Here is a 19966-nt window from a genome sequence, read left to right as displayed (position 1 = left end):
AGCCGACCCCGACACCCGGGCGAGGGACACGGATCGGCGCAAGCCTTATGCGCGGAATGTCACGAATGCCCGGGTTGCCAGGAAGACGACGCCCTCCGGGGCTCCTCTGTCACGCCTCGACGCCTGTCACGCCTCGAACGGCGGCCACGGAACCTCGGAGGACGCGGAATGCGGGAGGTTCACTCCTCGGCGCGACGGCGACGGCGCGGAGTCGCGTCGCCCGTTCCGTAAGCGGCGAGGAGCTCGCTCACCGAACGGCCGGAGGAGTGCGAACCCGTCGGCTCGCCGTCCTCGGGGTCCGGAGCACGACGACGACCTCCGCCGGACTCGGCCGCCTGCTCGCCCTGCGGCTCCTCCTCGTCCGGCTCGGCACGCCGACGGCGACCACCCGGCTTGCGCGCGAGATCGCGCACCTCGGGCGGCAGCGTCGGGTTGACGACGGAATCCTCGCCGGAGGCCTCGGTCGAGTCGGCCGCGCCGGCGGGCTGCTCGGGGTAAGACATGGGTGGAAGGGGTCCCTTCACGATCGGTTGTTCCGCCGGAGCCACCTCGGGTGCCGGCTCGGCGGCCTTCGGAGCGCCGGCGCGCGGATCACGCGCAGGCGCTCCGGAGTCTGTCTCGGGTGTCTGAGCGTAAGCGGTCTGTGATGCGGTCCTGTCCATGCCCTGACCGGCCGAAGCCCCAGGTTGCGAGGCAGAACGCCCACGCTCGTTCGCTTCACTCGCCCGAGTGAGGTCAACGTCACGTCGATTTTGACCCTCGCCGCGGGATTCGTTCGGCCGTGAGGGTGATCCGGCAGGTCGGCCCTGCGCCGCCGAGCCGGGACGTGCGGGGTGCACAGGCTGCTGGGCCGTGGCGGCGACCGGATCGCCGCCCCGCTGGTCGGAACCACGCTGGTCGGGACCACCGCGGTCTCCGCCCGGCTGGTTCGGCGGGCCTGCGGGCTGCTGCGCGGGCCGCGAATCCGCCGCCCGCGGCGGGACCGGACGGCCGGCCTCCTGCTGGGACGGTTTCGCGCCCTGCCTGCCAGCCTGCGCCTGGGCCGCAGCCTGCGCCTGCGCTGTTGGCTGCGCCGCCGCGGTTGCCTGCGATGCTGCGGGTGTCTGCGACGCTGCGGGTGTCTGCGACGACGCGGGTGTCTGCGACGCTCCCGCCCGCTGAGCAGGACGGAAACGTTCCTTCGCCGCCGCGGCTTCACGGGCACGCACGCGGCGCGTCGGATCCTCGTCGGGCCCACCTGCCGCGGCGGACCGTGCGGCACCCCGCTCGTCGCCGCTGCCGCCGGGGCCCGGCGGGCCGCCGGCACGCCCGTCGGCGTCGGCCTGCTCGTCGTCGACCTCACCGTCGTCGAACGCCCTCGACATCCTCGGCGCGACCTGCGTCCGAGTGCCGGGTGTACCCGCACGCTGTCCGCTGCCCTGCTGCTGGCCACCCGCCTGCGGATCCCGGGACTGCGGGTTCTGGGACTGCGGGTTCCGGGCTTGCGGAGATCGGGACTGCGCGGCGCGGGCCCGCGTGTCCTGTGGCTGCTGCGGGGCGGCGGGGCGTTGCTGCGGCGGCACCGGCGGAGACCCGGCCTGCTGGGGACGCCGCTGGGGACCACGCGCCTTGCGGGGTGCGGCCCGCGGATCGGCCGACGGTGCGGGAGCCGGTGCGCGGTCGGTGTCGGACTCGTCGATGGGGCCGCCGTACTCGTCGAACTCGGCGTCGTCGGTGTCGTCGGTGTCGTCGGTGTCTGCGTCGGCGGTGTCCACGGGTGGTGCGAACCATGCCGTCGACTCAGCCGCTTCCTCGCCGCGACCGGACCGTTGCCGCGGGTCCGCCCCGTTCGCCGCAGGCCCGGTCGCCGCAGGCCCGTGCGGTGCGGCGCCGTTCGGTGCGGCGCCGTTCGGTGCGGCGCCGTTCGCGGCCGCACCGTTCCGCATCGCACCGCCCGCCGAACCGCGCGACGGCCGGCCGTGGGGCACCGCCCCGTTCGAGGCCGCGCCGTTCGAGGTAGCGCCGTTGGCCGCGGCTCCGGAGGAGCCGTTCCTGGCCGGGGCATCGGACCCGGCGTCGTTCGACGCCGTGCTGCCCGAGGACGACCCGTTGCGGAAGGCGGTGTTCTGGGGCGCCGCCGTGTTCTGGGGCGCCGCGGTGTTCTGGGCGGCAGTGGCCTTCGCCGCGGCGCCGCGCGACGAGCCGTTGCCGCCGCCGAACGCGTCGGCGACGTCGCCGTTGCCGCTCGCCGTGCCGCTCGCCGTGCCGATGGCCCTGGCGATGGCACCCGCGTCGCCGCCGTCGGCGTCGACGACCCTGCCGATGAACTCGGTGGGATTCTCGGCGCGGCCCGCCGTCAGCCGGGGCTTCTCCGGGCTCTCACCGGCGGTGACGACAGGGTGCTCGTCACCGAACGAGCGCATCCGCGTCGACTGTGCGGTGAGTGCGATGCGCTCCCACATCACCTCACCGCCGAAAAGAGACTGGAGACTCTCCCTGAGGGAGGAGACCTCGGCGCGCAGCGCCTCGAGTTCGGCGCGCGACTCGTCCTCGACACGCTCCCTGGTGTCGGCCTCCACCTCGAGCTCGAACTCGTGCCGGGCGGCGACCTCACGCTCCAGTTCGAGCTCGTAGATCTCCTGTGCCTTGGATGCGGCCACCTCGGTTTCCGCTGCCTTCTTGCGATAACGCGTCGCGAGGAACGTGCCGATGAGTGCGGCCCAGAGCGCGGCCAGAATGCCCAATCGCAGCAGCCGCATGTCCTCTGCCAGGATCAGTGCGACGGTGGCGCCGAGCGCGAGCAGCACGCCCACGGCCGGCCACAGTCGGCCGCCCGATCTGCGGCCGGGCTCGTCCTCACCCTCGCCAGTCATGCCGGATACCGTACCTTCCGGTTGCCTGATCGTGACCTCGTCGGTACTTCGAGCGGCAGGTTCTGATCGCTGACCGGTCGCTGGTGATCACTCGTCGCGGTCGCCGGTATCCGGTGCGCGACAACAGTGTTCGAGCCACAGGGCCGCGCCGATCAACAGCGCAGCGCACGCCGTTCCGATCACCGCGGCGGGCAGATCGTCGGCAGCTGCCGTGATGTCGCTCGCCTGCGGCGCGAGGAAGGCCACACCCGCGAGCCACGCGCCGAGCATGAGCGCCCCGAGAAGCGAGGACGCCTTCGCCAGCGCGACGGCACGGGCGATCCCGAGTCCCGTGATCACCCGTCCCTCGCGGATTCGGGACCGCACCACGAACGCCAGAACCGTCTCGATCGCGGCCAGCACGAGCAACGTCGCGCCCGCGAGAGTCGGCAGGCTCGGCAACTGCCCGTACGCCAACTCGAAGAGCAGATACACCGCGACGAGCCCGACCAGCCCGGCGACGACCAGCTCGCGAGGGCGCGTGAAGTGCATGGCCCCACCGTACTGGCCCCCTGTGTTCCCAGGTGCCCGTGTTGCGTTCCCACGGGCCCGTGTTGCAGGTTCCGGTGGCCGTGTTGCGTTCCCACGGGGCCCGTGTTGCTCCCGCCCGTCGCCCGACCGCCGCCCCTCGTCGACGCGCTGCCGCGCGACTGTGTTTCCGGGGCCCGTGTTGCGGATTCAAGGGACGGTGTTGCGGGATCCCGGGAAACCAGTCCCGCGTGGCCTGCAACCGGACTCGCGCTTCCTGCACCGGGCTGCGAGTGTTCTGCATTCCTGCAACTCGGCACGGGATACGGATACGGTGTTGACTCTCCACCGACTGGAGCCTCGAGGCTCGGATTCGTGGAGGCGGACATGACCCCATCGGGACGATTCACGATCGGCGAACTGGCACGGCGGACCGGCCTGCCGGTGAAGACGATCCGGTTCTACTCCGACGAGGGTCTCGTGCCTCCCAGCGACCGCACCGCGGCCGGCTACCGGCTCTACGACGTCACCGCCCTGGCGCGGCTCGAACTCGTGCGCACGCTGCGCGAGCTCGGCCTCGCCCTGGCCGACATCGAGCGGGTGCTGGCGGGGGCGTCGACGGTCGCGGAGCTGGCGAAGGCGCACGTGACGGCGCTCGACGACCGGCTGCGCGAGCTGCGCCACCGCAGGGCCGTGCTGCGGGCGGTCGCGAACCGTGAATCCGAGTTGGAAGAGGTGGAACTGATGAACAAGCTGGCATCGATGTCGGACGAGGAGCGGAAACGGCTCGTCGACGAGTTCTGGGACGAGGTCACCGCGGGCCTGGACGTCGACACGGAGTTCTACGCGTGGATGCGGTCGGCCAAGCCCGAGCTGCCCGACGATCCGGCTCCGGAACAGCTGGAGGCATGGATCGAGTTCGCCGAGCTTGTGTCCGACGCCGAGTTCCGGGCGCTGATCCGGGGCATGAGCGAGCAGCAGGCGCAGCGGCGCGAGGCGGGTCACGACATCGACGCGTTCTCGCGGGGCCAGCAGGCACGTTGGGAAGACTGGCATGCAAGGGCTCAGGGGTTCGCCGACTCCGGCTTGTCGCCCGATTCGGCCGAGGGCAAGGGCCTGGCCGACGAGATCGTGCGGGCTTCGCTCGGCGAGGCCGACACGTCGGCGTGGTTCGTCGGTGACGGCGTTCCCGAACCGACCGACAGCCCCGAGTACCGCAGGTGGCTGGCGGGCCAGATCGACGCGGGCGGAGACGCTCGGGCCGAGCGCTACTGGCAGCTGTTGGCGATCATCAACGGCTGGCCGCCCGTCCCCAGCCGCGTCGCGGCGACGAAGTGGATCGTCGCCGCGGTCCGTGCCACGGCGTAACCGGCTGGGCCGCGGGGTCGGCGGTCGGCTGCAACACGACCTCCGGAAACCGCAACACGCGCCCCCGAGGGCGCAACACACGCCCCGGAAACCGCAACACGGGCCCCGGAAACACGGCTCGGGTTACAGGGAGAGGTCCGGTCTGCGGCGGACGTCGTTCTTGTCCGCCGCAGGCAGGGCCGCCAACAGCGCATCGGCCCGTCCCACGCCCGGGACGTCGGCGTCCGGGTCGATCTCGAGCCACGGGATCAGCACCGTGGCCCGTTCGGCCGTTCCAGGGTGCGGGAGCAGCAGTTCCGGATCCGCCGAGCGCACGTCGTCGACAGCCACCACGTCGACGTCGAGCGTGCGCGGCCCCCATCGCTGCTCGCGGACGCGCTCGGCCTCGCGTTCGAGGGCCTGCCCGGCGCGAAGCCACGCCCAGTGGTCGCGCGCCGGGTCGTCCACGATGCACACCGCGTTGAGGAAGTCCGGCTGGTCGGTCACGCCCCACGGCGCGGTCTCGTACACGCTCGACACCGCGACGAGCGAGTCACGCAGTCCGTCGACGGCCAGCCGGAGGTACGCCGACCGGTCGCCGAGGTTCGACCCCAGCGACAACACGGCCCGGCTCATCGCGCACCTCCCGGACGCCCCCAAGGGCACTTTGGTTGCATTGAATGCAACCAAAGTGCCCTTGGGGGCACGGCGGGGGTCAACGGGTCCTTCCGAAGGTCACCGCGACGTCGGCGAACGTCAGCGGGATCGGCGCCGCGGGTTTGTGGACGGTCACCTCGACCGCCGACAGCCGTTCGTCGGTCATCACCTCGTCGGCGATCCGGCCCGCGACGCTCTCGATGAGGTCGTAGGGCTCGCCGCCCACGATGTCGGCGGCCAGCTGGGCCAGCTCACCGTAGTGCAGCGTCTCCGTCAGCTCGTCCGACGCCGCGGCACCGGTCAGGTCCAGCCACGCCGTGATGTCGACGACGAACTCCTGGCCGTCCCGTTTCTCGTGGTCGAACACGCCGTGCCTGCCGAACACGCGCAGGCCGGTCAGCGTGATGCGGTCGCGGGCCTGCGGCGCAGGGCTCGACGGCGCAGGGTTGGACTGCACGGTGTTGGACCGCGCAGTGTTGGACCGCGCAGGGCTCGACGGCACAGGGTCGTCCGACGCGGGGCTGTCCGGCACGGTTCAGCGTCCTCCCCGGGCCCAGGCGGCGGCGACCGTCACGGCGTCGAGCGACGCGCCGACGTCGTGCACCCGCACGCCCCACGCGCCCGCCGCGGCGGACAGTGCCGAGATCGACGCCGTCGCGACCTCCCTGCCCGACGCGGGCCGCGGCTCGCCTTCGGCGTCGGCCAGCAACGCACCGAGGAACCGTTTCCGCGACGCGCCCACAAGCACGGGGAAGCCCATGTCGATGAACTCGTCGAGCCGCTGCAGCAAGGCCCAGTCGTGCTCGGCACGCTTGGCGAATCCCAGCCCCGGGTCGAGGACGATCGAGTCGGCCGGCACGCCCGCCGCCAGGGCTTCGTCGATTCGCGCACGCAGCTCGTCCCGCACCTCGGCCACCACGTCGGTGTACTCGGCGAGGGCGTTCATGTCCTTGCTGTGACCGCGCCAGTGCATGACGACGAACGGGGCCCCCGTCTGGGCCGCGACCTTCGTCATGTCCGGGTCGGCCAGACCGCCCGAGACGTCGTTGATGATCTGCGCGCCCGCCTCGACGGCGGCCTCGGCGACGGTGGCACGCGTCGTGTCGACCGACAGCGGGATGCCGTCGGCGGCGAGCTGCCGCACCACCGGCACCACCCGCGCCAGTTCGGTGTCGGCGTCCACACGCTCGGAACCGGGCCGGGTCGATTCACCGCCGACGTCGATGATGTCGGCACCGCGCCGCCACATGGCGTGCGCATGGGCGAGCGCGTCCTCGCGGCTGAGGTACTTGCCGCCGTCGGAGAACGAATTGGGCGTCACGTTGAGGACGCCCATCACCACACAGCGGTCCGCCGTAGGAATGCGCGAGTTCACCGGTTCCCCTTGATCAACTGCAACGCTTCGGCACGCGAGGTCGCCGAACGTTCCATGATCCCGCGAACCGCCGACGTCGTGGTGCGTGCACCCGGCTTGCGGATACCCCGCATGGCCATGCACAAATGCTCGGCCTCGATCACCACGATCACGCCGCGGGGGTTGAGCTTGCGGTCCAGTGCGTCCGCGACCTGGGTCGTCAGCCGCTCCTGCACCTGCGGCCGCTTCGCGTACAGGTCGACCAGCCGGGCCAGCTTCGACAGCCCCGTCACCTTGCCCTGCGCGTTCGGGATGTAGCCGACGTGTGCGACCCCGTGGAACGGCACCAGGTGGTGTTCGCACTGGCTGAACAGCGGGATGTCGGTCACCAGTACGAGCTCTTCGTGGCTCTCGTCGAACGTCCGGTCCAGCACGTGGTCCGGGTCGTTGTACAGCCCGCCGAACATCTCGCGGTACGCCCGCGCGACCCGCGCGGGCGTCTCCTTCAACCCGTCGCGGTCGGGATCCTCGCCGCACGCGAGCAGCAGCTCCCGCACGGCCGCCTCCGCGCGCGCCTGATCGAACGACCGGCCCGTGGCACGCGGTGCGTCGACGCTGTCCTCGTCGACCACCGCGTACCCGTTCCCGGAGATCTCGCTAGCGATGGTGACCGTCCTGCTCGTCGGAGCCGCCCTCGTCCTGCGGGCGCTGTTGCGGTTGGGGGTTCGGGTTCGGCTGGGCCCACGGCCGCGTCGGCCGCGGGTTCGGCGAGGTCGCCGGCGTCCACCCGGGAGGCGCACCGTAGTTCGGTGGGCCCGAGGGCCGCGACCCGGACTGGCCGTACGGCTGAGCGGGCTGGTTGCCGTACGGCTGGCCGGGCTGGTTGCCGTGCGACTGTCCCGGCCACTGCCGACCGCCGTTCTGGCCACCGTTCTGACCGTGCGTGCCGTTCGACCCCGACGGAGGCGCGTAGGGGTTGTACGACCCCGGGCTCGGCTGCTCCTGCGGTCCCCCCTGAGGGACCTCGCCCTGAGGTGCACCGCCCTGCGGAGCGGCGCCGTGGGGCGCCCCGCCCTGCGGGTGGCCACCCTGTGGCAGCTCGCCGCTCTGTGGTTCCTCGCCGGCCACCGGCGACTGGGGTGCCGGCGCCGCGACGGGCGCGGGCTCCGGCTGCCTCGGCGGTTCGGGCTCGGGCCACGGCTCGCCACGCTCGGCGGCCAGCTCGCGCGGCGTCTTGATCGGCGGCTTGTCCGACGGGAGCCGGTCACCGAACTCGTTGAACACCGTGATCCGCGGCCGCTTCTCGACGGCCGAGAAGATCCGCTCGAGGTCGCGGCGCTGCAGCGTCTCCTTGTCGAGGACCTCGACCACGAGCTCGTCGAGCACGTCGCGGTAGGTGTTGAGCACCTCCCACGCCTCGGTGTGCGCGGTCTCGATCAGCTTGCGCACTTCCTCGTCGATCTCGTGGGCGACCTCGAGCGAGTAGTTCGCCTGCTGACCCGCGGCACGGCCCACGAACGGGTCGCCCTGTTCCTGGCCGTACTTGACCGCACCGAGCCGCGGACTCATGCCGTACTCGGTCACCATCGCGCGGGCGATCTTCGTGGCCTGCTCGATGTCGGAGGACGCGCCCGTGGTCGGCTCGTGGAAGACCAGCTCCTCGGCCGTGCGTCCGCCCATGGCGAACACCAGCCTGCCGATCATCTCCGAACGGGTCATCAAGTCCTTGTCGTCCTCGGGCACGATCAGGGCGTGCCCGCCGGTGCGGCCCCGCGGCAGGATCGTCAGCTTGTACACCGGCTCGATGTCCGGCATCGCCCACGCGGCCAGGGCGTGCCCGCCCTCGTGATACGCGGTGATCTTCCGTTCCTGCTCGGAGATGATCCGGCTCTTGCGCGCCGGACCGCCGACCACGCGGTCGACGGACTCCTCCAGGTACGTATCCGTGATCACCGTGCCGTGCTGCCGGGCCGTGAGCAGCGCCGCCTCGTTGATGACGTTCGCCAGGTCGGCACCGGACATGCCGACCGTGCGCTTCGCCAGGGCGTTCATGTCGACGTCCTCGGCCATCGGCTTGCCCGCCGAGTGCACGTGGAGGATCGCCTCGCGGCCCCGCAGGTCGGGCGCCGCGACCGGGATCTGCCGGTCGAACCGGCCCGGACGCAGCAGCGCCGGGTCGAGGATGTCGGGACGGTTCGTCGCGGCGATGAGGATGATGCCCCCGCGCGAGTCGAACCCGTCCATCTCGACGAGCAGCTGGTTCAGGGTCTGCTCACGCTCGTCGTGGCCGCCGCCCATGCCTGCGCCGCGCTGCCTGCCGACCGCGTCGATCTCGTCGACGAAGATGATGCACGGCGCGTTCTGCTTCGCCTGCTCGAACAGGTCACGCACCCGGGAGGCACCGACACCGACGAACATCTCGACGAAGTCCGAACCGGAGATCGTGTAGAACGGCACGCCCGCCTCGCCGGCGACGGCCCGCGCGAGCAGCGTCTTACCGGTACCGGGCGGCCCGTAGAGCAGCACGCCCTTCGGGATCTTCGCGCCGAGCTGCTGGTAGCGGCCCGGGCTGCTCAGGAAGTCCTTGATCTCGTGCAGTTCCTCGACGGCCTCGTCGGCACCCGCCACGTCGTGGAACATCGTGGTCGGCATGTCCTTGTTGAGCTGCTTGGCCTTGGACTTGCCGAAGTTGAGGACCTTGTTCCCGCCGCCCTGGGCGTTGTTCATCATCCACATCAGCAGCAGCAACAGGATCCCGAGCGGGATCATGTAGATGAGCATCTGGGTGAAGAACGAGTCCTGAGTGACCGTGGTGTCGAACTTGATGCTCTGGCCACCGTCACCACCGCCGCCGGTGCGGGCGTCGAGCAGCACGTTGTACAGCTGCCCCGAAGCCCCGGCCGGGAACTTCGTGATGATCTGCTTGGCGTTCTCGCCGTCGACGTTGATGCCCTCGGACAGGTGCAGCTTGAGCTGCTGTTCCTTGTCCTCGAGATTCGCTTCCGTGACGTTGCCGGATTCGATCTGCTGCACGGCCTGCGAGGTCGGCACCGCCGTGTAACCACGGTCGCTGTCGAAAAGCATGCTGAACGCGAAATAGAGCAGCAGAACCGCGACTATCCACAGCAGTGGGTTCTTGAGCAGGCGCTTGCGGTCCATTAGATCCGGCCGTTGAGGCCTCGACCCTCCCTGGTTAGGCGGTGGGTGGTGACTTCCGCCGTCACGGTCTTGTCAACTCCCGCTGGTGCACGGTTTCCCGCTCCCGCGGCGAATGCCGTTCTATCAGGGTACCGCCCGGTTAACGGGGCCATCGGGGCATCCTCGTGGAAAATCCGTGCATCGGCTCCGGCCACGTCCGCAGCCGTCATCGATAGGTCAACGGACACCGCCCGGCACATGTTCCCGCTGCGTGCCCGTCGTCACCTGATCCGCTCCCCACCGGGGCGAGCGAAGCGGGAGACGGCGGCCACGGCGCTCAGCGGCAGACCCCCGCGAGCAGCTCTCCCAGCCGGCTGCGCAGGGTTTTCGCGTCCGCGGGCGCGACGGTCACCCACTCGCTGCCGTCGCCACCGGAAGCGGAGGTGCTCAGGTACCGGCCCGTCGCCGTGTCGAACCACGCCAGGACGGCCGACCGCTGTTTGTAGCCCAGCTCGTCCCTGCTGTTCGCTGCGAGCTGACCGCCCCGCAACCGCGGCTGGGCGATCAACTGGGAGTACGCCTCCCGCGGGTCCCGCGCAGCCTCGGAGAAGCCGCCGCGCTTGCGGCCGCCGTCGGCGTCGCCGCCCGCCCTGCCCGCCAGGGCACCGGTCCGGTCCGGACGTGCCCGCAACGCCTCGTCGAGCGGCAGCGTGATCGACGCTTCCGTGCCGCGCTGCGCCTGCGGGAGCAGGTCGACCACCGCCGAGGCCAAGCCGTCGGGGTAGGCGCCGCTCAACCGCACACCCTGCTGGTCCTGGATCGCGAGCACGGCCTGCTTGCCGTCGGACGCGGCGATCGCACCCACCGGCGGGTGCTGGAACTCGGGGATGAACAGCGCGTCGACCGCCATCGACGCCCTTCCCAGCAGGTCGAGCCAGCCCTCGACCGGCGAGCCCTCGACGCCACGGGCCTCGATCTCCTGTTCGGCGCGGTCGCGCAGAATGCGCCGCTGACTCTCCGTCTCGCCGTGCGAGACGACCTTCAGCGGGTACGGCAACTCACCCGCGCCCATCCGCTCCCACAGGAAGTCGAACGTGACGGGGCTGAAGAACTCCTGGGTGGGCACGATCCTCCCGACCAATCCCGAACCGGTGATGGTGCTCGTCTGGTGCGTGAACATGAACCGACCTCGTCAGCGCTTCTGGCGTGTCCGTCGTCACAGCGACGCCGTCGTCGCGGCGCCGGCCGCACCGGCGAGCATCTCCGACAGGCGGTGCCGCAACGTGGGGGCGTCCGCGGGGGCGATGGTGATCCAGTCCCGGCCGTCCCGGCCGCGGCTGGCCTGCGTGAAGTAGCGGCCCGACTCGGTGTCGAACCAGCTCAGCACCGGCATCCGGGTCCTGCCGCCCGACGCGTTGCGGGCATTGGCGCCGATCTGACCTCCCCGCAGCCGCGGCTGCGCGTTGAGTCGTGCGAGGGCCTTCCGGTCGTCGTCCGGCTCGCCCTTGCCGTCGGGACCGGCAGGGCCGCGCCGCTGCAGGAAGTCCACCCCGGAACCGGACAGCAGCTGTTCGAGCGGCACCGTGATCGACTTCTCCTCGCCGCGGCGCTCCGCAGGCAGCAGCCCCACGACGGCACTGGCCAGGCCGTCCGGCGGAACCCTGTCGAGCACGTAACCGCCGGAGTCGGAGATCAGCAGCACGCCCTGCGGCCCCAGCGCGGCCGCCACCGCCAGGTGCGGCTCGTCGTCCGGAGCGTCGACCTGCACGGAGTCCAGGCTCACCTGGGCCGTCGCGAGACACCCGAACCAGTCCTCGATCAACGGCGAGGGCCTGCCGGACTCGTCCACGAGTCCCCGGGCAGCCAGCTGCGCGAGGGTCTGCGCCCGCAGTGCCGCTCGCTGCTCCAGCGTCTCGCCGTGCGATCGGACCTCGAGCGGATAGGGCAGCTCACCGGCGCCGAACGACTCCCACAGGAAATCGAACTCCAGTGGCGTGAGCCGCTCCGCCAACGGTCATCACTCCTCGTCGTCCGGGCCCCAGGCGCCGAGCACCGGCGGCGCCGTCGCCTGGTTCGCTCCGAACACGTCGTCCGGGTCGGCCTCGATGAGGAACGACGCGTGCGTGTGCTCCTCTTCTCCCTGACCATTACCCGCAGCGGCGCCCGCGGCACCCATACCGCCCATACCTCCACCCATCGGAGTGGCGGCCGGGCTCATCGCGGCGGCCTCGCGGCCACCGATGACGCCACCGGCGCCCGGCATGCCCGTGTTCTGCGGCTGCTGCACCGACGCGGCGGGCTGTGCCGCCTGCTGCGCCTGGGCCGTCGTCGCGCCCTCGGCGTCCTGCTCCTTCTCGGAGGCGCTCGTCTTGCTGCCCTTGGACAGCGCGCGGCCCGCGAGGGCGGCGCCACCACCGGCGAGAGCCGCACCACCCGCGACCGCACCGAGGCCGCTCGCCGCGGAGCTCGCCGGAGCGGCCGCCTGCCCGGCCGCCGCGGATGCGCCCTGAGCCGGAGCCTGCGCTGCGGGCGACTGGGGGGCCTGCGGTGCGGGCTGCTGGGGCGCCTGCGGCGCGTTCGGCGCCTGCTGCTGCGCCGCGGGGCCGCCGTGGAGGGCGAACCCGTCGGCGCGGCCGCCGCCCACCGGGCCGACGCCACCGCCCGAACCGACCGAACCGACCGGGCCGGGCCCGCCGACCGACGAGAGGTGCGTACCGCCCGAGTTCGTCGACGACTTCAGGCCCAGCGACTCGGGGCCGAAGCTCGGCGTGGAGTTGTCGACCTCGGACATCGCGGCGGTGTAGGTGTTCAGGTACTGCACCTGCTGCGCCCTGACCGCACGCGCCTGGTCGAACTTCTCCTTCATGTCCTTGACCATCGCGGCGGGCCCCATGGCCAGCATGTTCGCGGTCTCGGACGCCGGGTCGAACTCCTCCGGCCGCGGCATCTTCTTCAGCTCCGCGGCGGCCGCGGCCTGCTGCGAGAGCCGGTTGCCCATCGCCCTGGCGGCCTCCGCCGCCTGCGAGCTGGAGTTGGCGATGCCCACGAGCGCGCCCTGCGCGGCACCCGAGGCCTGGCCGACCCACCCCGTGCCGAGTTCGCTGATCGTGGCGTACAGGTCCTCGGAGACCTGCTGCAGCGTCGTCCCGTGCCGCCCCCACGAGCTACCGATCTCCTCGGCACTGCCCGGCGCGTTGTTGACCGTCGCGAAGGCGTAGAGCTGCTTGCTCTCGTGCGCCTCCCAGTTGGGCCGGTCGGCGATCGCCCGCTCACCGTCGTAGGAGAAGCCGTCCTGCCGGTTACGGGCACGGTTGACGATGTCGGCGACCTCGCCGGCCTCGCCGAGCCGCACCGCGTCACCGGCACCGGCACCGGTCATCGGTGCCGGGCCACCCGTCAGCCCGGAGTTCACCGGGGCCGGACCGGCCTCGAACCCCGACTCGACCGGGGCGGGACCCGCTTCCAGCGACGTGTCTCCGGCGCCGCCGTCACCGGACGGGCCGGAACCGATCAGACCGGAATCGTTGTCGATGTTCACTGCTCACTTCCCCCTGTGTCAGAGCTGCCCGGTGAACGGCTGGGCGTTGTCCGCGTCGATGTCGCGGTAGCGGCGCATCGCCGTGGTGATCGCCTGCTCGGCCTCGTCGTACTGGTTGTAGAGGTTCCGGAGCGCGTCGGCGTAGGACTCGCCACGCCCGCCTGCGCGTTCGGAGAACTTGGCGGCCATCGCGTTGCCGACCGGGTTCGCGCCGATCTGCGGCGGGGTGGCCAGCTCCTCGGACTTCTGGATCAACGCCTCGACCGCGTCCTTACCGGTGCGGAGCTTGTTCAGCACCGTCTCGGCGTGGTCCGGGTCGATGCCGACCTGGCCGTCGACCGCCGCCTGGCGGAACGCCGCCGCGTCCGCGTGACTGCTGTTCCCCATGTTCCAGACTCTCCCTACGTCCCCTCAGAGTCGACGGCAGGCCTTTCGGCAGCCGACCTGCAATCTTCGCTTAGGTTAACGCATCAACGCGTTCGGTATGACGCGATCGAAGGAACCGCGGTTCCGTCATCACCCGCGTGGACCGAACCAGCCGCGATGCGCTCACCTCGAGTAGCGGATCGCCTTACGTGGAGTACACCTTCGGGTCGAGCGTCCCGATGTAGGGCAGGTCACGATAACGCTCCGCGTAGTCCAGACCATAGCCGACGACGAACTCGTTCGGAATATCGAAGCCGATGTACTTCACCGGCACGTCGACCTGCACCGCCTCGTGTTTACGCAGCAGTGACACGACGTTCAGCGACCGTGGGTGGCGCGCCGTCAGGTTCTTCATCAACCATGACAACGTCAGGCCCGAGTCGACGATGTCCTCGACGACGAGCACGTCCCGGCCCGCGATGTCGCGGTCCAGGTCCTTGAGGATCCGCACCACCCCGGACGACGTCGTCGACGAGCCGTACGACGACACGGCCATGAACTCCAGCTGCGCGGGCAGAGGTAGTGCTCGCGCGAAATCGGTCATGAACATGACGGCGCCCTTGAGCACGCCGACCAGCACGAGGTCGGTGCCGCTCGACTCGCCCGCCGGACCGTCGCCTGCGGTGTGGTCCGCGGCGACCTTCTCGGCCAGCTCGGCGATCTTGTCCTTGATCTCTTGCTCGGTGATGAGGACGGAGGCGATGTCGCCTTCGTACACGGCAGGTGTCCCCTCTAGCGGTGGTCCGACGTCGTGATGCTCCCGGCCGCTGCCGGTTCGACCCTGAGCTTTCCACGTGCCCGGCGCGCCTCAAAATCCCCCGGGAGCCATACGCCGCCCTGACCCCGCCAGTCGGCGATCAGCGCGTCCACGGCCCGCAGGTGGGCGTCCGTGAGTTCACGCACTCCGGCGCCGAGCAGCCAGCTGCGCAGGGCCCGCCTGCGCAGGGCCGCGGGTGCCGCGGCGAGCACCGGCACAGCCGGTTCCGAAGCGCCGTCCGACGACGCCTCCGCCCCGTCGGGTGTCTCCGCGAGCGCGGCGGCGAGCAGCTCCTCGCCCAGGTCGTCGAGCACGTCGACGTCCTCGCGCAGTTGCGCCGCCGTGCGCGCCAGTGCTCCGGCGACACCGCCGCCGAGGACGTCTTCCAGCATCGGCAGGGCCTCGTCGCGGATCCGCACGCGCCGGTAACGGCTGTCGACGTTGTGCGGGTCCTGCCACGGCGTGATGCCGAGTTCGTCACACGCCGCCCTCGTCGTCGTCCGCGACAGGCCGAGCAGTGGCCTTCCCCACGGCGGGTCGTGCGGGCGCATGCCCGCGATCGATCGCGGCCCCGAGCCGCGACCGAGTCCCAGCAGGACCGTCTCGGCCTGGTCGTCACGGGTGTGGCCGAGCAGCACCGGCGCACCCGCCGAGGCCTCCCGCAGCGCGGCGTACCTGGCCCTGCGCGCCGCGGCCTCCGGACCGCCGGGGCCCGACACCGACACCGGCAGCACGTGGGCGTCGCGGACGCCGAGTTCGCGCGCCGTGGCCGCCGCCTTGTCCGCGACCGCGTCGGAACCGTCCTGCAGCCCGTGATCGACGACCAGCGCCGTCACCGGCAGGTCGCGGCACGTGTAGGCGGTCGCCTCGGCGAGGGCGAGCGAATCGGCACCGCCCGAGACGGCGACGCACAGCGATTCCGGCGCCTGCGGAGCCGTGCGCAGGAAGTCCCGGACGGCCTTGCGCACCGCCGCGACGGCGTGGAACCCGCTCACGCCAGCCGTGGTCAGTGAACCCGCCGCACCCATGCCTGCGGGTCCTTGATCTCGGCGCGGGTCGGCAGCGTCTCCGGCGAGGTCCACACGGCGTTGAACCCGGCCATGCCCACGGTGGAGACGACGTGCTTGGTGAACGCCGCGCCCTGTTCGTACTGGCGGACCTTGGCGTCGACGCCGAGCAGCGCGCGCAGCAGCCGGTCGAGCAGACCGCCGCCCTTGCGACGCTCCGTGAACCGGTTGCGGATCGTCGCCACGCTCGGCACGACGTCCGGGCCGACAGCATCCATCACGTAGTCCGCGTGCCCCTCGAGGAGTGTCGACAAAGCGATGAGCCGGTCGAACACCTCGCGTTGACCGGGCGACTGCACCAGCTCGGCGAGACCCATCACGTCGCGGGACCCCGATTCGCGCAGCGAGCGCAGGTTCTCCGGCAGGCGCTGCAGCGTCGCGGCCACCGTCTCGTCCGACCCCGCGAAACCGCCGACGAGCTTGCCGACCTCGCCTGCGAAGTAGTCGCGCAACCAGTCGACGGCGGTGAACTGCAACCGGTGCGTGCACTCGTGCAGGCAGACCCACAGCCGGAAGTCGCGGCCCGACACGTTCATCGCCTGCTGTGCCGTGACGACGTTCGGGGCCACGAGCACCAGTTCACCCTCGGTGTCCGGCCCTCCGAACGGGTCGTACTGGCCCAGCACACGCGAGCCGAGGAACGCCAGCACGACACCCGTCTGCACGCCCGCACCACCTGCGACCAGCGACGACAGTGTCGACCCGCGTTCCGGCGGCACGGCACGGCTCGTCAGCTCCCCGAGCCCCGCGGCCGCCGAACGCACCCAGCCGGGCCGGTCGACCACGGTGGCGGGCGGTATCGACAGCCCCTCACCGAGGCCGGTCAGCGCGCGGACGTAGCGCTCCGCGTCGACGGTCAGATCGCGCAGGTCGGCGACCGCGCGGTCCGCCTCCTCGCGGGACACCGACGGTCCGCCGCGTGCCAGCATGGCTCCCGTCGACGCCGCCAGTGACCAGTCGACCAGCGGGTTCGCGGGCGCTACCTTCGTCTCGGCGTTCACACCAGCCGACGCTACCGGTTCGAGCGGCGGCGTCCCACCGGGCGGCGGCCAGCCAGGCCGCTAACCGCAGCCGCACTTCCGGAGCCTCGCGGTGATGTCGTCGAGGGCGTTGCGCGCCGCCTCGGTGTTGCCCGCCTTCGAGGTGATGAGCGAGAACGCCAGGACCCGGCCGCCGGCGGTGACGACCTGGCCGGTCAGCGCGTTGGTGCCGGTGGACGAGATCGTGCCGGTCTTGGCGCGCACCCAGCCCTTGCCCTGCACCTGCGCACCGTCGGCGTAGCGCTCGGCGAGCGTTCCCGTGCCGCCCGCGACGGGCAGGCCCGCCAGCAGCGGCCGCAACGTCGACGTGCGCGCATCGGCGTTCCCTCCGCCTTCCGGGGCCGCCGCGACAGCGATGATCTCCGACAGCAGCTTCGGCGTGATGCGGTTGTCGACCGACAGGCCACTGCCGTCGTGGAGCGTCACACCGCTGACGTCGAAACCGTGTTCCGCCAGCACCTCGAGGGTCGCCTTCGCCCCGCCCTCGAATGAAGGCTCCCGGCCCTTGGAGATCGCGATCTGGTGCTGGATCGCCTCGGCGAGGGTGTTGTCCGAGAGCTGCAGCATCTGCTGGACGAGCCGTTCCATCGGCGCCGACTTCACCTCGGCGATGGGGTTCGACAGGTCGGGCTCCCGCATCCGGACGCCGGCCGCCAGGTCGGGAACGATGTCCGCCGCGGCGAACTTGCCGGCCAGCTGCTCCATCATCCGTTTCGCCGGATCGGCGAACCGTTCGGACGTGTCGTCGAGCGGATCCTTCCGCCCACCGTCGAGCATGATCGGGGCGAGCGGCGCGGCGTACGTCGACGGGGCGTCCTCGTCGGCCCAGCCCTGCCCGGTCTCGTTGGCGGTGAACGCGGTCTGCAGGAGGGCGATCGCCTCGACATTGCCGTCGGTGGCCTCGTCGATCTGCTTCGCGAACTCGTCCAGATGGGCCGCACCTCGGTAGAGCGACTCCTCACCCTCCGGCAGGGACGACAGCGTCACGTCGCCGCCCGCCTCCACGACGACGCCACCCGGACTGGACCCGTCCACGCCCCCCAACTCGTACGCCTTGGTCGAGAACCGCTTCTCGGGTCCGAGTTCGAGCAGTGCGGCCGCCGCGGTGAGGATCTTCGTCGCCGACGCGGGCGTCACGGCCTTGTTCTCACCCTGCGACCACAGCGTCTCGCCGCTGGCCGCGTCGACGACCGTGCCGCTCAGCGTGCCCAGTGCCCCGGAGTTCGCGAGGCCCGCGAGTGCCTGCTGCACGCCGCTCGCCGTCGGCGCGTCGCCCTGGCCGCCGAGGGGCTGCAACTGCCGGGTGACGGCGATGGGCTCGGGCTCGTCACCCCGCGGCAGGTTCGGCGCCCACGGCAGGCCGAGGCGGTTCGACACGGCGGGCAACGCCAGCGTGATGCCGACCGCGACGACGAGCACCAGCGCCAACCCGCTGAGCGCCAGGGCGCGCCCCCGTCGGCGGCGTTTCGGTGCGAGACCGGGGTCGGCCTCCCCGTCCGAAGGGTCTTCCGGCGGGCCGCCGGAGCCGCCGTCCGAGCCGTGGCCTGCGGCGGGGGCGGCCTCCGTGGGAGTGCCTGCTCCCTCGGCCGCGCCGGTCCTGCCCTCCGAGCCGGCCGTGACCTCCGCGCCGGGAGCGTCGGGCGTGGTGGCATCGGGGTCGCCGGAATCGTCACGGGCGTGCTCGTCCGGGTGTGCGTGTGACCCCGGTTCTATGCGCATCGGCCGGGCGGACGTACCCGCGGGCGGCACCGGGGTGGTGGAGATCGGCGGATGCGCGGGGCGCTGCTGCGGTAACACGGGCCGGTGCGGTTGTGGCGGCTGTGCAGCACCCGGCCGCGAGGGGCCTGGCTGCTCCGGGTTCGGCTGCTGCGAGTTGGCGTGCGGACCGTTGGGGTGCGAGTTCGCGTGCGGACCGTTCGGCTGCGGCCGGGCGGGCTGCCGAGCGGGCGGCTGCGAATGTCGCCCCGGGTCGGACTGAGCGTGCCGCGGGTCGGGCTGAGCCGAGTCGGCCTGCGGCGACCGGGGTGCCGGATGCGCCGGCTGTCCCTGGGACGACTGGCCCTGCGCCGCCGGATTCGGTGGCCCGGACGGCTGCCACTGCTGCACCGGCTGCTGCCGAGCGCCCTGCTGTCGGCCGTCCTGCGGCTGCTGTGTTCGAGGCTGGTGCGATTGCGGCTGGTGTGATTGCGGCTGAGGTTGCCCCTGGGGCGCTTGCCCGGGCCGGGGCTCGTGCGCCCGCCGGGTGTCGGCCTGCCACTGGGGCTCCGTACGCTGCTGCGACGGCGACTGCGGTGGCTGCGGCGGCGACTGCTGCGGTGGCTGCGGCGGAGACTGGGACGCCGTCGGCCCCGCCGAGTCGCTGTCCGAGGGACCGGACGTCACCGATTCCGACGATTCCCTCGATTCCGCCGATTCCGACGCCGAATTTCCGGCTGACGAATTCCCGGGGGCCGAATGTTCGGCCGCCGAGTCGACATCGTCCGAGGGCCACGCCGGTCCCCCGCCGGCAACCCCCTCGACGTCGCCGCCCGCACCGGTGTCTCCGCCCGCGCCGGTGTCGCCTTGTGACACGTACCCCTCCAGTAAATGCCCGCTGTGTGCTAATGCGTTCCGCCACTCGAACGGGGCAGACATCACACTACTGCCATCCTTCGTGCTACCGGACCGAGCGGTGGGCCACACTGGTCGGGTAAGGACATGACATTTTCAGCCGCGAGCGACGCGGCGCCGACGAGATCAAGCGAGGACGCCGTGGACTTCGACGTCACGATCGAGATCCCCCGCGGGGAGCGCAACAAGTACGAGGTGGACCACGAGACGGGTCGGATCAAGCTCGACCGGACGCTCTTCACGGCCACGCAGTACCCGGCCGACTACGGCTTCATCGACAACACGCTCGGCCAGGACGGCGACCCGCTCGACGTGCTCGTCCTCGTGCAGCAGCCGACGTTCCCCGGCTGCCTGGTCAAGTGCCGCGCCGTCGGCATGTTCCGCATGCGCGACGAGAAGGGCCCGGACGACAAGGTGCTGGCCGTGCCGACCGGCGACCCGCGTAACGACCACCTGCGGGACATTCACCACCTGAACGAGTTCCACAAGCTGGAGATCGAGCACTTCTTCCAGGTCTACAAGGACCTCGAGCCCGCCAAGAGCGTCGAGGGGTCCTCCTGGGTCGGCCGGATGGAGGCCGAGGCCGAGATCGAGCGTTCGCTGGAACGTGAGCGGGAGCGCCTCGAGAAGGAGGCCGCGGACGCCGGCAAGCACTGAGCGGACGCGGACCGGC

Annotated in this window: 18 protein-coding genes; 3 read left to right on the top strand and 15 right to left on the bottom strand. The window is 71.5% G+C overall.

The window, feature by feature from the left end:
• Positions 1–179 precede the first annotated feature (179 nt).
• Together LY13_RS02985 and LY13_RS02980 are read right to left on the bottom strand one after the other, a co-directional pair.
• A complete protein-coding gene (locus tag LY13_RS02985; protein WP_253826572.1) occupies positions 180–2852 on the bottom strand; it encodes a DUF6779 domain-containing protein in 2673 nt (890 codons plus the stop codon).
• Between the two features lie 87 nt (positions 2853–2939).
• Entirely contained in the window at positions 2940–3383 is a 444-nt protein-coding gene (locus LY13_RS02980) for a DUF3180 domain-containing protein (protein ID WP_253826571.1), read from the bottom strand.
• A gap of 363 nt (positions 3384–3746) precedes the next feature.
• Between LY13_RS02980 and LY13_RS02975 the strand changes: the two genes are divergently transcribed.
• Positions 3747–4727 (top strand): MerR family transcriptional regulator, encoded by a 981-nt coding sequence (locus LY13_RS02975; protein WP_253826570.1) that lies wholly within the window; start codon positions 3747–3749, stop codon positions 4725–4727.
• Between the two features lie 123 nt (positions 4728–4850).
• Here LY13_RS02975 and folK read toward each other — a convergent pair whose 3' ends face one another.
• The 13 genes from folK to dacB all read right to left on the bottom strand — a co-directional run bounded on the left by folK (position 4851) and on the right by dacB (position 18402).
• Positions 4851–5342 carry a 2-amino-4-hydroxy-6-hydroxymethyldihydropteridine diphosphokinase gene (gene folK, locus LY13_RS02970; RefSeq protein ID WP_253826569.1) on the bottom strand — a complete coding sequence of 164 codons (492 nt, stop codon included), beginning with the start codon at positions 5340–5342 and terminating at the stop codon, positions 4851–4853.
• A 79-nt stretch (positions 5343–5421) separates the two neighbouring features.
• Entirely contained in the window at positions 5422–5820 is a 399-nt protein-coding gene (folB, locus tag LY13_RS02965) for a dihydroneopterin aldolase (RefSeq protein ID WP_253826568.1), read from the bottom strand.
• Positions 5821–5898: 78 nt separating this feature from the next.
• Positions 5899–6699: a dihydropteroate synthase gene (folP, locus tag LY13_RS02960; protein WP_253826784.1), complete on the bottom strand. Its 801-nt coding sequence runs from the start codon at positions 6697–6699 to the stop codon at positions 5899–5901.
• A gap of 35 nt (positions 6700–6734) precedes the next feature.
• Positions 6735–7349: a GTP cyclohydrolase I FolE gene (gene folE, locus LY13_RS02955; protein WP_253826567.1), complete on the bottom strand. Its 615-nt coding sequence runs from the start codon at positions 7347–7349 to the stop codon at positions 6735–6737.
• Between the two features lie 25 nt (positions 7350–7374).
• Entirely contained in the window at positions 7375–9876 is a 2502-nt protein-coding gene (ftsH, locus tag LY13_RS02950) for an ATP-dependent zinc metalloprotease FtsH (protein ID WP_253826566.1), read from the bottom strand.
• 316 nt (positions 9877–10192) lie between these two features.
• On the bottom strand, positions 10193–10981 hold the full coding sequence (locus LY13_RS02945) for an ESX secretion-associated protein EspG (protein ID WP_253826783.1): 789 nt from the start codon (positions 10979–10981) through the stop codon (positions 10193–10195).
• Positions 10982–11071: 90 nt separating this feature from the next.
• A complete protein-coding gene (locus LY13_RS02940) occupies positions 11072–11866 on the bottom strand; it encodes an ESX secretion-associated protein EspG (RefSeq protein ID WP_253826565.1) in 795 nt (264 codons plus the stop codon).
• A gap of 6 nt (positions 11867–11872) precedes the next feature.
• Entirely contained in the window at positions 11873–13393 is a 1521-nt protein-coding gene (locus tag LY13_RS02935; RefSeq protein WP_308216253.1) for a WXG100 family type VII secretion target, read from the bottom strand.
• An 18-nt stretch (positions 13394–13411) separates the two neighbouring features.
• Positions 13412–13780 carry a hypothetical protein gene (locus tag LY13_RS02930; protein WP_253826564.1) on the bottom strand — a complete coding sequence of 123 codons (369 nt, stop codon included), beginning with the start codon at positions 13778–13780 and terminating at the stop codon, positions 13412–13414.
• Between the two features lie 184 nt (positions 13781–13964).
• Positions 13965–14537 (bottom strand): hypoxanthine phosphoribosyltransferase, encoded by a 573-nt coding sequence (hpt, locus tag LY13_RS02925; protein ID WP_253826563.1) that lies wholly within the window; start codon positions 14535–14537, stop codon positions 13965–13967.
• 14 nt (positions 14538–14551) lie between these two features.
• A complete protein-coding gene (gene tilS, locus LY13_RS02920; RefSeq protein WP_301298342.1) occupies positions 14552–15604 on the bottom strand; it encodes a tRNA lysidine(34) synthetase TilS in 1053 nt (350 codons plus the stop codon).
• Positions 15583–16572 carry an Rv3626c family coenzyme F420 biosynthesis-associated protein gene (locus LY13_RS02915; protein ID WP_253826780.1) on the bottom strand — a complete coding sequence of 330 codons (990 nt, stop codon included), beginning with the start codon at positions 16570–16572 and terminating at the stop codon, positions 15583–15585. Before LY13_RS02915 ends, tilS begins: the two co-directional genes overlap by 22 nt.
• Positions 16573–16704: 132 nt before the next feature.
• The gene (gene dacB, locus LY13_RS02910) at positions 16705–18402 is read right to left on the bottom strand and encodes a D-alanyl-D-alanine carboxypeptidase/D-alanyl-D-alanine endopeptidase (RefSeq protein WP_253826562.1); all 1698 of its coding nucleotides are present in this window, start codon (positions 18400–18402) and stop codon (positions 16705–16707) included.
• 312 nt (positions 18403–18714) lie between these two features.
• On the opposite strand from dacB, the gene LY13_RS02905 reads away from it, so the two are divergent.
• Positions 18715–18867, top strand: coding sequence for a hypothetical protein (locus LY13_RS02905; RefSeq protein ID WP_253826561.1), 153 nt, complete (start codon positions 18715–18717; stop codon positions 18865–18867).
• A gap of 567 nt (positions 18868–19434) precedes the next feature.
• Complete coding sequence (locus LY13_RS02900; protein ID WP_183650962.1) at positions 19435–19950, top strand: inorganic diphosphatase; 516 nt, start codon at positions 19435–19437, stop codon at positions 19948–19950.
• Positions 19951–19966: the final 16 nt, after the last annotated feature.

Origin of the sequence: Prauserella aidingensis (assembly GCF_024171865.1) — a bacterium.
GTDB lineage: Bacteria > Actinomycetota > Actinomycetes > Mycobacteriales > Pseudonocardiaceae > Prauserella > Prauserella aidingensis.
This window is presented reverse-complemented; position numbering and strand designations above follow the sequence as displayed.